The 12844-nt window shown below is 55.6% G+C and carries 8 protein-coding genes; 2 read left to right on the top strand and 6 right to left on the bottom strand.

Annotated features, from left to right (window positions below; translation table 11 throughout):
* Positions 1-57: 57 nt before the first annotated feature.
* The 3 genes from P8935_RS22320 to P8935_RS22310 all read right to left on the bottom strand — a co-directional run bounded on the left by P8935_RS22320 (position 58) and on the right by P8935_RS22310 (position 5161).
* Positions 58-2880 (bottom strand): TIM-barrel domain-containing protein, encoded by a 2823-nt coding sequence (locus P8935_RS22320; protein ID WP_348262519.1) that lies wholly within the window; start codon positions 2878-2880, stop codon positions 58-60.
* Positions 2881-3080: 200 nt separating this feature from the next.
* Positions 3081-4715: a chloride channel protein gene (locus tag P8935_RS22315; protein WP_348262518.1), complete on the bottom strand. Its 1635-nt coding sequence runs from the start codon at positions 4713-4715 to the stop codon at positions 3081-3083.
* Positions 4712-5161, bottom strand: coding sequence for a MarR family transcriptional regulator (locus P8935_RS22310; protein WP_348262517.1), 450 nt, complete (start codon positions 5159-5161; stop codon positions 4712-4714). The genes P8935_RS22315 and P8935_RS22310 overlap by 4 nt, the downstream gene beginning before the upstream one ends.
* A gap of 177 nt (positions 5162-5338) precedes the next feature.
* Between P8935_RS22310 and P8935_RS22305 the strand changes: the two genes are divergently transcribed.
* Positions 5339-6655 carry an alpha-L-fucosidase gene (locus P8935_RS22305; RefSeq protein ID WP_348262516.1) on the top strand — a complete coding sequence of 439 codons (1317 nt, stop codon included), beginning with the start codon at positions 5339-5341 and terminating at the stop codon, positions 6653-6655.
* 38 nt (positions 6656-6693) lie between these two features.
* On the opposite strand, the gene P8935_RS22300 is transcribed toward P8935_RS22305, so the two are convergent.
* The 3 genes from P8935_RS22300 to gyrB form a co-directional block, all read right to left on the bottom strand.
* On the bottom strand, positions 6694-7446 hold the full coding sequence (locus P8935_RS22300; protein WP_348262515.1) for a copper homeostasis protein CutC: 753 nt from the start codon (positions 7444-7446) through the stop codon (positions 6694-6696).
* 319 nt (positions 7447-7765) lie between these two features.
* Positions 7766-8554 carry a hypothetical protein gene (locus P8935_RS22295; protein WP_348262514.1) on the bottom strand — a complete coding sequence of 263 codons (789 nt, stop codon included), beginning with the start codon at positions 8552-8554 and terminating at the stop codon, positions 7766-7768.
* Positions 8555-8681: 127 nt separating this feature from the next.
* The gene (gene gyrB / locus P8935_RS22290) at positions 8682-11276 is read right to left on the bottom strand and encodes a DNA topoisomerase (ATP-hydrolyzing) subunit B (protein WP_348262513.1); all 2595 of its coding nucleotides are present in this window, start codon (positions 11274-11276) and stop codon (positions 8682-8684) included.
* A 654-nt stretch (positions 11277-11930) separates the two neighbouring features.
* On the opposite strand from gyrB, the gene P8935_RS22285 reads away from it, so the two are divergent.
* Positions 11931-12800, top strand: a complete 870-nt coding sequence (locus P8935_RS22285) for a hypothetical protein (protein WP_348262512.1) — start codon at positions 11931-11933, stop codon at positions 12798-12800.
* The last annotated feature ends 44 nt before the right edge of the window (positions 12801-12844 follow it).

The raw sequence follows: 12844 nt of genomic DNA, 5'->3' as shown, positions 1-12844 counted from the left end.
GGCAGCAGGATCGTCGATGTTGCCTATGCGACGATCCTGCTGCCTCTGCCTCCGTTGTTACTTTCCAGCTTCGGTTACGAGTTTTGCGCCGCGCGCGAGGGCGTCGGCGCGCTTTTTAATCTCAACCTTCATGTCGACCGGTCCTGCGTCGTTCCGGCTCGGGGTTTGTGCGAATTCGTTTAGTCGCTTCTGACCACTCTCCACGAGCTTACCGACCGCATCCTGAGCTTGCTGCAGTTCCTGATGAAAGTGAGCAATCTCCTTCTGCGCATTTTCCGGGTGATAGCCGATCCGATCGCCTGTCTGCATTGCGTCAACCAGAATGTCTGGCGGCGCGGCAGCGGGCGGAGTCATGTTCAGTGCGTCATAGGTTTGGCGAAGCCGTGCCATGGCTCCATTGAAGCCGTCGAGTTCTGAACGCTTCGCAGTGAGTCCGGCTGGACGACGCACTTCGATGGTCACCTTCGATGCGGTGGTAAGGCTGGCGATCGGAATGATGGTGGTGAGGGTGTTGCCCTCGAAACTCCAGCCGCCCTTTCCGACCGGACCTGCAGGCTTGACCGCAACGCCATTGACGGTGACTGTTTCAGGAGGCCAGTCGGCCGGTAGTTTAATGGTGTAGCCGCGCGCCTTGAGCATTCCCGCGAAACTACCTTCGACAGGTCCAACTTCGACACGAAGGGTATCGCCTGTTTGCACGGCCTTGATCGGTGTTCGCGTGAATACGCCGTGCTGGTATTGCTCGGCGATTCCGGAGTCTTCATAAAGGGAATAGCCGCTACTGCTACCCGGCTTGAGCGGCCAAACGTTTACGATGAGCGGATCGACTGCCTTCTCGCCGGTGTACCTCATCTCCGGCTGCATTGGGACGATGGCGCCGGCCTTCAGATATACCGGCGTCTGATCGACGGAAAAACTGCGATCCGCAGATGTGGGTCCGTTGAAGTGTTTGCCGGTCGGCCATTCAATCCATTCGCCCTCAGGCAGCCAAACCTTCTCAGTTGCCAAGCCAGAGACCTTGTCGCCCGGGCTGACAACTGGAGCAACGATCATCTCGTCGCCGAAGATGTACTCGTTCTTGTTGTCGTAGGCTTCGTTCGCTTTTGGCCAGTCGTAGTAGAGCGGTCGCAGAAATGCAATTCCCGTATCGTAGGTTCGCCGTGCCTCAGTGTAGATGTATGGTTGCATGGCGTAGCGCAGTTGGAAGGTTGAACGCAGTATTGAAGAGAAGGGCTCGGCATAGGCCCAGATGCGGCGTTCCGAATCTGGGTTTTTGGTAGTATGCGTGCGCAGGATTGGACTGAATGCGCCGAACTCGACCCAACGCGTGAAGAGTTCTGGATCGACCGCGCCAGGCATGTGGCCGCCGATGTCGTGGCTCCAGTAGGCATAACCCACGTTGGCAGCGGTGGCCGTAAACCACGGCTGGAAAGCGAGCGAATCCCAAACGGAAACGGTGTCACCGGAGAAGCCGATTTGATAGCGATGGTTTCCAAGTCCACCCCAGCGGTGGAAGAGAATGGGACGCCTGCCCTCGCGTTCCTGGTCGGTGAAGTGCACGTAGTTAATCCACCAGGTAGGCTTCACGCCAGCCATCTTCGTGTTTTGTTCTTGCTGCCAGTCGAGCCACCAGAAATCGATGCCTTGTTTCTCAAGCGGATGAAGAACGAGATTGAAGTAGTTTTCAGCGAACTTCTTGTTGGTGATGTCGTAAGGTACGTATTGCTTAGTGGCCGGATCGATGCCCATGGCTTTAGCCATCGCCGGGTAGCTGCTCTCCCACGGCTGAATGCCCGAAGCGGGATGCAGATTCAGACTGGTCTTCAAATGATTCGCGTGCAGCCTGTCGAGAAATAGCTGGGGGTAAGGAAAGAGCTCGTCATTCCATGTGTAGCCACTCCAGCCTAGTGAGTGTTTGGATTGGTCGAGGCCGTTCTTGTCGCCTTCGCCTTTGGCCTGGAGTTGCTCTCTACTGGTGTGCCATCCCATGTCGATGACGAAGACGTCGAGCGGCGTCGAGTTCTCATGGAACCCGCGAATGATTTCCTCGATCTCCTGATCGCTGTAGTCCCAGTAGCGGGACCACCAGGTGCCGAAGGCAAAGCGTGGCGGGAGGGGGATGCGTCCGGCGACGCGAATGTAATCGCCAAGGGCTTTGCGATATTCGTGGCCATAGCCAAAGAAGTAGAGGTCCTGACGTTCGCCCGCGGGACGCTCCATGACCCATGGCCACGGACTCTTTTCGCCTTCTTTGAAAGTGAAGTTTGCGGAATCAAACAAGGGTCGGGTGGAGTCATCGACGAGGGCCCATCCGGAGCGGGACACCAAGCCCTGCTCGATCGGCTCGCGCGTCTTCGACCCGAGTGCGCCGTCGAGTGTGCGCGTTGTGCCCTGCAGGTTCTCAGTGTCGGTCATTCCAGGGTGCCAAGTGACTGACTTGCCATCTACGGTGAGGTCGATGGAGAGATTGTCGGGCGAGAATTGCCCATCCTTGCCGGCCCTGCCGTCGTATTTAAGAGTGAGCGCTGATGTCTTGATGGTCAGCTTGTGGTCTGCCTCTTCTTTCGAAAATTTTGGAACGGGAAGGCGGCGATTGATAAAGACGAACGATGCGTGGTCTTCAAACTTCCCGTCTGCTACCCACTCCATGCGAATCAACTCGGGTGTGAGGACGGTGAATCTTGCGTTTCCTACGATAACAACGGCTTTGGGATCCGCGACTGGATTGTCTGCGGCTGCGCTCGGCGAATGTTGTAGCGCGGCAGTTTGCGGCTCCTCTGTATGCGGTTTTGCTTGCTGCTCGGACGCTTGCGCTGAGATTGCTATACCTGAGACGGAAACGATCGCGATTGCGGCAAAGTGTAACAAAGAATTACGCACGGATTTCTCCTCTGGTTTTTTGTCCATGGGAAGCCTATCACTGGCAGCCGAAATTGGGCATAGAAGCCGGAGTGGCAACCGCTTGATCACCGCGGGCTTCCACTGTCTGCAGTATCCGGGCACACGCAATGTCATCGGTGCTCGTCTTTGAGGAGTGCGACGGAATCTTGTGAATGTCTTACGAACGTAGATGAGAGTTGCTAGGGTTTTGTGTAACCAATTTGAAACGCAATGCTACGTTCGGACTCGCGTCTAACTGCACGTCTGCGACCCGCCAGTAATTCAGCAGCGCCAACACTTCCCAACAGGCGGTTCGTGGTGCGATCTACCACCAGCAAATTCATCAAACCCGAGGTTGCCATTTCTTCGGCGACGGCGCGACAGGTTTCGTCGCTGAAGACGTAACTCTCCGGGAGGTGACCAGACTTGCCCACCTTAATTTCATCGCCTGCCGGGATCTCAGTCATTACCTCTGACGCTGTCACCAACTCAAGCGGGTCCACGCCATATTCACGCGAGAGATGATATCCGCGTCGACTCAGTTTTTCGGTCAATATCGAGCGCGGCATTATCAGAGCTGTTACAAGATACGAAGCTATGCAGGCAAGCACCAGGGGCAGGATGGCGGGGAGCGCATGCGTGAGTTCCAACGAGAAGAGCATCGCGGTTAACGGAACCCCGAGTGCGCCAGAAAGCATTGCGCCCATTCCCAACAGCGCCCAAAGAGCCTGGGTTGGTCCGGGCAGATGCGCGAGGTGCGCAGCGGATTCACCAATTGCAGCGCCAATCATCAGCAATGGTGCAAGCACACCGCCAGAGGTTCCGGAACTCAATGAAAAGGCCCACATCAGCGATTTGGCAATGATCAATCCCAGCAACAGCGTGACGGGTGCATTGCCACGAAGTAGTTCAGCGATGTTGTCGTAACCTACACCTAGACCGCGCGGAAAGAAGTAGCCCCCGATTCCGATTCCGATTCCGCCGATAGCTGGCCACCACATCCAATGAATATGAGCACGTCCGCAGAAGTGCTCGAATGCATCCTCCAGCCCGTACATCAAGCGGCTGAGGCCCGCTGCAGCCAAGCCGACAACTATTCCAAGCGGAACGGCAATCAGGAGCGACATCCCGGGATGAAAATCTCTTGGCAAGTCGACCGGAAAGAGCGGTCCTGCGCCGAGCCACCAGATACGCAGTGCTCCTGCAGTCACACTGGCCACGGCAACGGGGATCAGTGAACGCGGTCGCCATTCGAACAGAAGCAGCTCAACTGCTATGAGGATGGCGGCGATGGGTGTAGCAAACGTTGCCGACATGCCGGCGGCCGCGCCCGCCACCAGAAGCGTTGTGCGCTCTGCATCGGATAGCCGCAGCCATTGTGCGATCAACGAACCGAACGCTCCTCCCGTCATGATGATAGGGCCTTCAGCACCGAACGGGCCGCCTGATCCAATTGCAATTGCCGCTGAGATCGGCTTGAGGACAGCTACACGAGGTTCAACGCGGGCACCGCGCAGAAGAATTGCTTCGATCGCCTCTGGAATTCCGTGACCCCGAATTTTGTCGGAACCGTATCGCGCAATGAGGCCGACGAGGATTCCGCCGATAACAGGTATAAAAAACACGGTCGCATGCGGTTGGTTCGATCCCGCGGGACCGACCATGGCAAGACTCATACGGTGGTAGAAGAAGATGTTGGTGGCCAGTCCAATTGCGCGCAGCAACAAAACTGCAAGCGCAGCGCCACCGGCTCCGATGGCGATCGAAACGGCAGATAGGAACCATGTACGCCGATCGACGGTGAAGTCTCGCAATGCAGATGGTCGCGATCTCACAGGACCTCCGCCGCAAGAGGGGATCGAGAATGAAGCTGGACGCGTTTTAATGCACGCATCAGCCGTGGCGCCATTTCATTCAATTCGCGGGCGTGATCGTCCGATAGCTTATGCAGAACTTGGCGCCCCTTCCGACTGACGCGCAAAATCGCCCGGCGCTTATCGTCCTTGTCGATGGTTCTTTCGATAAGATCTTCGCGTTCAGAGCGATCGACCAACTCCACGGTGCTGTTGTGCTTGAGGCCCAGGCGGCCAGCAGCATATGCGATCGTGACCTGAGTTCCTTCTGGAGCGCCAGCGACCTGGAGTAGTAACTGATGCTGCTGCGGATGAAGTTTGGCATCGAGGGCAGCAGTTTCGCTGAATTGGAGGAACTGGCGTAGTTCGAATCTGAATTCAGCCAATGTGGCGATCAGTTGATCCGATTGCTCGTGACTTAAGTTCATATATATATATCGTAACACGATATATATATGCAAATGAGCAATTGCATCGTATCCGCCGTTCGATCGCGTAAACTGTCTTTGAATTCACGAGGATAAGCGATGGAGCGTTCGATGCGGCGACCGGCAGGGAACTGGACAAGACGGGGATTTCTTTCGATCGTAGTAGCGGCCTTAGCAATGTCTGCGCGATGCCAAGACTCCGCGGGCGATATTCGTCCGGCTCCTTATCAGGTTGCATGGCAAGACTTGGAATTTGGCGTGATCTTGCATTTCTCCACGAATACATTTCTGGATCGTGAATGGGGCGATGGAACCGCCAGCCCTTCCGATTTCAATCCAACGCACTTCGATCCGGAGCAGTGGATGAAGGCGATTCGTGACTCGGGTGCGAAGTATGTTGTGCTCGTAGCGAAGCACCACGACGGGTTCTGTCTTTGGCCGACCGAGCAGACGAACTACAGCGTAAAAAGCAGCCCATGGAGGGGCGGGAAAGGCGATGTAGTGGGGGATGTGGCTCGAGCCGCGCGCAAATACGGCCTCGAATTTGGCGTGTACCTTTCCCCCTGGGATCGGCACGAACCCCGCTACAAAGATTCTGCGGAGTATGACAGGTACTACAACGCGGAGTTAGAAGAGTTGGCGCAAAACTACGGCGACCTGGTCGAGTTCTGGCTGGATGGCGCAGGCAGCGCGGGGCATGTCTATGACTTCAAGAAGATCATCGAGACGCTAAGGACCTATCAGCCTAATACTGTTGTATTCGCAGATACGGGATTGTTTGAATATGGAGATGCGCGCTGGGTTGGAAACGAGGCCGGCATCGTCAATTACGAAAACTGGAATGTCATTGATCGGCACGGATATAGGCGCTGGCGTCCCGTCGAAGCCGATACCCCACTTCGCGACAAGCACTGGTTCTGGCATCCCAACGATGAATCATCGTTGAAGAGTCTGAGCACGCTGCTGGACACATATGACAAGACTGTCGGCCGCGGAGCGCAATTGATGCTGGGTCTTGCGCCGGACAATCGAGGGCTTCTGCCGGATTCCGACGTAAAGCGGCTCGAAGAGCTTGGCTTGGCGTTGCGCAAGCGGTCAGAAAATAACCTGGCACTCCACAAGCACCATGCAGGGGGAGCTAAATTTGAGGCCGCGCTTGATGGCGATCCGGACACATTCTGGTCCGCGCCTGAAGGTTCACATCAGGCAGATCTCGAAGTTGAATTCGATGAGCCGGTCACGTTTGATCATGCATTAACAATGGAATGGCTGAACGACGGTCAGCATATCCAGAAATACGCGATCGAAGTATGGAGCGAAAGCAAAAAGCAGTGGAAAAGGATCGCTGAGGGGCAGGCGATCGGGCATGCCAAGATCGACCAGTTTCCAGCGGTCACGGCTCAGCGCGTTCGACTGCGGATTCTCTCATCCAGTGGAGAAGCAGACATTCGCGAGTTTCAGCTATACGACTGGGATCATTTGAATCTGAACTAACCGTCTAGCTCCGCGCCTCATCGTGGACTCAAACCGGCTTACGGTGCAGTTGCTCCCAGTTGTGCTTCCACCGCGATGGCATCGAGCGCGGACTTGAATGTGCGCACGTCCCGTTCAAGCACGCGAAAAGGTTGAGGACCGTTGCCGATGACCGGGGTTTCATCGGCTGGATCAGAGTCCACGTTTTTACTTAAAGAAGAGTGGATCTCGAGGACGCCAGTTTTGAGCGCAACTGTTCGCAGATTGGAGACGCGTATGCCGCCGCCGGCCATAATCCTGATGCGGTTGGCGGCCCTTTCTTGCAGAAGGGCAATCGTAGCCGCGCCGCGCACTGCATCTGGCTGGCCGCCAGATGTGAGGATGCGATCGGCGCCGCTGGCGATGACGTCTTCGAGTGCGCGATGAAGATCTTTGCAGACGTCGAACGCCTTATGGAATGTGACCCGCAAAGGGCGCGCGACTTCAATAAGCTTATGGGTTCGTGCGACGTCGACAGTTTTTGCTTTGGTCAGAACACCCAATACCACGCCATCAACTTTGCGCGCTTTTGCTTCCAATATGTCTTCGCGCATGATTTGTAGTTCATGGTCGGAGTAAACAAAGTCTCCGCCTCGCGGCCGGATGATGACGAATAACTCGATATCGATAGCAGCGCGGACTGCGCTCATGAGTCCGGCGCTTGGTGTGATGCCGCCTTCACTTAATGCGCTGCACAACTCTACGCGCGTTGCGCCGCCCTTGTCGGAGGCGATCGCCGATTCAACCGAATCGACACAGACTTCCAGATTCATCACGGATGGGCCTTTTTCTCGTTTTTGCTGTTTTAAGAATGTGTTGTGGACTCATGGAACAACACCAGTATTTCAAATTGATAGCGGACAAATTTGACAGTGGCTTATAAAAGGCAACGGCGTACCTGAAAAAGAACTCCCGTGGACTCCAGGCAACGTGAGTAGGTGGGCGCAGACCAGGCTCGATTATTAGCCATCCCCGCATTTCGCGACTTCGATGAATGCGTTGAAGCGCAGGCATGAACTCCCGTGACCTACAGGAAGCCCATGCAACTGCAACCTCATTTGTGGCCACGAGGGCTGACAGGAAGCCATGGCGTTATCGCGTCTTCAATGCAGGTTGGTCCGACTGATCTGTTCCATTGTTTTGAGTGATGTGTACCGGGTGATCGAGCGTAAAGGTGAGCAGGCTTTCGGCCGGAAGCACAATCTGCTTGTTGCCGGTGAAAGCGGTGCCGGCAGTGCCTGCGCCTCCACCGGCGAGAGCGCCAATGGCTGCGCCCTTGCCGCCTCCAGCGATGCCTCCAATAATCGCGCCTAAGCCCGCGCCGCCACCGATGAAGCCCGCGGAGCGCTTGCCTTTGCCTTGCTCCGCGCGCGAAATGGAGCTGGTGGCGACAGGGTAGCTTCCCCAACGGGTGTGAACGCGTTCGAGCTTGACCGAGAGAAGTGCTCCACCCTTGAAGCGGCCGAGTGGCTTCGCATCAACGACTGTGCCTTCCGCGCGGGCGCCTTTCGGAACAACGATCTCTCCATCTTTCAGGATGTTGTCAGCAACGGAGGCGGTGAATGAATCGCCAGGCTGCGAAATCTTCGAGCCGAGGTCAGTGTCGAGCCGCACCCGAATCGCGGTTCCGGCGGGAAGCGTAATTACGGCGGGAGGCGGAGGTGGTGCGGGTGCAGTGGCCTGCTGGCTCGCGGGTGCGCCGGCCGGGGCGTCCGCAGCGGGCTGCATGGACGACGGTTGACTGGACGCGGGCTGCGAACTGTCTGCGGTTGCAGCTGGCTGATTTGCCGGAGGTGCAGGATTTGATTTGCATCCAGAAAGAGAGAGCGCGATAGCGAGAGACGCAGCTGAAACAGCAGCAAGAGATTTATTGAAGTTCATTACATGCTCCTTGTCCAAAAGGGGGATTCTCGGAACAGAGCGACCCGGCAAAAAAGGAGGCTTCAAAATCCCGCGGGAACGATGATACGCTCCCGCGGCAATCGATGAGAACAGCAGTAACCAAAGTTTAAATATCGAGATTCTTCACATCGAGCGCGTTATCTTCAATGAACTTGCGGCGCGATTCGACATCCTCGCCCATCAGAGTCGTGAAGATGGCTTCAGTCTCGGCGATGTCTTCCAACTTAACCTGCAGCAGTGTGCGTCGCTCCGGATCCATGGTGGTTTCCCAGAGCTGCGGGGCGGTCATTTCGCCCAGACCTTTGTAGCGCTGCACGTCGTAATCCTTTTTGCCCTGCTCGACGATATAGGCAAATAGTTCGCGCGCAGTCGATTTCTCTACGGGCTCATGGAGGATACGCGACGCACGGCGAGCCGCTTTGACTTCCGCCTTTACTTTCGCCGGGGTTTGGCCCTCTTCGAATTCAGTGCCTTCCAACTCTTCGGCGGCCGACTCCTGCGTTGCCTTGGCAGCGTACTCGATCAGGAATGGCGGTTCAAGATACTGGCTGATTTGCGAGTATTTTGCCATCATCTGGCGGAATTCAGGACTGGAGGCAAGGGCGTAGTCAACGCAGCGTGTCGCTCCCTGGGTCGTGGTATAGCAAACCGACCAGGTGTGGTGCTCCTCGTCCTCCACCGGCTTGCTCACCTTGATCCCAAAATCATCGGAGTGTTCCACGAGCTCGTCGTAAAGATGCGTGAGCTTGGCGGGGACCTCGTTCCCATTCTTCGAGGTGAAGTCGGCACGGTGGGTCAACTCGGCGCGTGCAATTAATTCTGTGAGCTGCTCGTTGCGGATGCGCTTATCAACTTTTTCGACAAAGGCGAGGTACTCGTTCAGGTAGCCCATGAAGCGCGTGAGCTCGCTGCCCTCAATGTGGCTTGCGTTTTCACCGTGGCGCACGATCATGCCTTCAGAAGCCCGCTTGATCGCCACACGGTTCAACTCTCGTTCGTCTTTTACGTATTGTTCCGACCGGCCCTTCTTGATCTTGAAGAGCGGCGGCTGGGCGATGTAGATATTTCCGCGCTTGATCAGTTCCGTCATGTGGCGGAAGAAGAACGTCAACAGCAGCGTACGAATGTGCGACCCGTCGACGTCGGCATCGGTCATCAGGATGATTTTGCCGTAACGGATCTTCGCAGCGTCAAAGTCATCCTTGCCGATGCCGCATCCAAGCGCAGTGATCATGGCACGGATTTCTTCGTGGCCCAGCATCTTGTCATAGCGGGCCTTCTCGACGTTGAGAATCTTTCCCTTAAGCGGAAGAATTGCCTGAAAGCGCCGATCGCGTCCCTGCTTCGCAGTGCCGCCTGCGCTCTCGCCCTCGACGAGATAGAGTTCGCAGCGGTCGGGGTTGCGCTCGGAGCAGTCCGCAAGCTTTCCGGGAAGACCGCCTCCGTCCAGTGCGCCTTTGCGGCGGGTGAGGTCGCGGGCTTTGCGGGCTGCTTCGCGGGCGCGCGCGGCTTCGATCGCCTTATTAATAATTTTGCGGGCTACAGGCGGATTTTGTTCGAGGTACATGCCAAGGCGCTCGTTGACGAATGCCTGAACTGTACCAGCGATGTCGGAGTTTAGCTTGCCCTTGGTCTGGCCTTCAAACTGCGGCTGCGACAACTTCACGCTTACCACAGCGACAAGGCCTTCACGAACATCATCGCCGCTCAGGTTCTCTTTCACGTCCTTGAATAAGCCGAGCTGTTGGCCTATGGCGTTTATGGTGCGTGTAAGCGAGGTGCGAAACCCGGAGAGATGCGTGCCACCGTCCACAGTGTTGATGTTGTTGGCAAAACTGAAAACAGACTCAGAATAGCTGTCGTTGTATTGCAGCGCGATTTCGATCTCAACGTTATCGCGTTGAGCTTCCATCACAATCGGTTTTTCGTGCAATACGGACTTGCCGCGATTGAGATGCTTGACGAACTCCGCGATGCCGCCGGCGTACCGGAACTCAGCGCGCCTGGCTTCCCCGGTCTTAGGATCGGAGGTCCGCTCATCGGTCAGAACGATCTCAAGCCCCTTGTTGAGGAAGGCAAGTTCGCGCAGACGCTGAGCCAAGGTGTCGTAGTTGTATTCGGTCGCGGTAAAAATGCTCTTGTCGGGGAGGAAGTGAACCTTGGTGCCGCGTCGCTTGGATGTGCCAGCCATGCGAAGTTCGCTGGTTGCAATGCCGCAACTGAAATCCATCTCCCAGGTGTGACCGTCGCGCCATATCTCAACATTCAATTCCTGGCTGAGTGCGTTGACGCAACTTACGCCGACGCCATGCAGGCCGCCTGACACCTTGTAGTTGGAAGAATCGAATTTTCCTCCGGCATTGAGCTTGGTGAGCACCACCTGTACAGCAGGCATCTTCTCGCCGTTTGCCAGCGCCATCATATCGACGGGAATGCCGCGGCCGTCGTCGACGACGGTAATGGAGTTGTCGACATGAATGGTGACTTCGATTTTCTTGGCGTGACCCGCAAGGGCTTCGTCGACGGAATTGTCTACTACTTCGTAAACAAGATGGTGAAGACCCATCTCACCGGTCGAGCCTATGTACATGGCTGGGCGAAGTCTTACGTGCTCCATGCCCTCAAGGACAGTGATGTCTTCGCCTGTGTAGTTTCCGTTGCTTTCAACGGGAGGGGGCAAATCGCGGGGTTCAGTCGCCATATTTTTCCATTCGCAGAATCTTCGCCTTTAACCCGTCGCATCTTAAGCCCGAATTGCATCGCGATTCATGCCACACATTTGGGGAATAACCGCTTGAAACGCGAGGGTTTTGTGGGAACTCTGCCAGTCCTAATTTTATCATGCGAAACTCTGCAAAAAAGGGGTCGAAAACGGTCATTACGGCTGCGCAGCGGTGGTAACTAAATTGAGTACTTTCGGGTAGATTACCTAAGAATAATGTTACTTTTGTCACTTACGTCTGCGATACTTTCGATGTACCTGAAAAAGATGGACTTAGCGTTGGAATCTGCAGTACCATAAAAGTGTCATCAAGCCAAGAAATTGTATCGACTTTTCTGTAAGGGGTAACCAACTATGAAACTCGCTTTTCGTGTTTTTGTGCTCTCAGTCGTCGTCGCCGGCGCCGCTGCCGCTTCCGTTTCTTCGACCCCGAAACATGCATTTTCGAGTCACCAATCGGCGACAGCTGGACTGCCAGTTCCGACCTGCGGACCAGGCATGGGATGCACCAACACCACCAAGTAAAACCGTCTGGTAGCACCAAAGTGCTACAGGGTGGAGTTGAGTTTTCATTTGAATCCATAGGCTGCAAGGACTATTCTGAGAGAACCCTCAGAATGGAAAGGGTCTTGTATGCCATTGGACTTCACAATGTCGCTGATGAGCGTTGCCGAGTTCGCGCTTTGGGCGACACTGGCCTTCCTATTTTGGAAGAAGGGGCTGCACAAGCGCTTCCCCGCATTAAATGTCTATCTCGCTTTGCGAGTCGGCTCGATGCCCATTCTGCTGGGCCTTTTATACGTGCAGGCTCAACCATGGGGACATCAGTATTTTCCGTTCTATTTCTACCCGTCGTGGGCAGTCTACATCGCCAGTGCCATCATCCTTTTCTTCGTCACGCTTGAGATTTTTCGGTCGGTACTCTCTGCGTTTTCTGGCCTGATGCGGTTAGGCACGGTCGTATTTCGCTGGGTGGCTCTAGTGTCGGCAGTGGCGAGTCTTGGATCCGTCTCTTATACGCATCCGAGTGTGGCCCTGATTCCGGATTTTGCGCTTGCTCTGATGCGCTCCGTCAGCATCCTAGAACTTTGTCTTCTCGCTTTTCTGGGTCTGTGCATTAACGCCCTGCAGCTCTCCTTCAAAGATCTGGCTGTCGGTTTTGGACTGGGATTTGGATTCATGTCGGCGAACGACCTGATATACGCGGCACTGAGTCCGGGCAATTCCTCGTTGAACGCACCGCTGCAGTTTGCATATGAAGGAGTGATCCTCCTTTCAGTGGCAATGTGGGTCGCTTATTGCGCCATGCCGGAACGGGTGCGCAAACCAGTAGTGATGCCCGCCAATTCGACGATATACCGTTGGAATGAAATCGCAGCAGCTCTTGGGCACGGAACACAAGTAGCAGTTCAGCAGCCAGCAAACAGCTTTTTCCTCACCGACGTGGAACGGGTTGTCGAGAAGGTTCTGACGCGGAATCTGCAGGGCAACGAATCGAAGTAGTAGGCTTATCGAAGTGATCTAACGGAGAGGCCAGACCTACGGGT

It is taken from the genome of Telmatobacter sp. DSM 110680, assembly GCF_039994875.1.
Classification (GTDB): Bacteria; Acidobacteriota; Terriglobia; order Terriglobales; family Acidobacteriaceae; genus Telmatobacter.
Note: the sequence above shows the minus strand (reverse complement) of the source record. Positions and strands in the feature narration are given on the sequence as shown.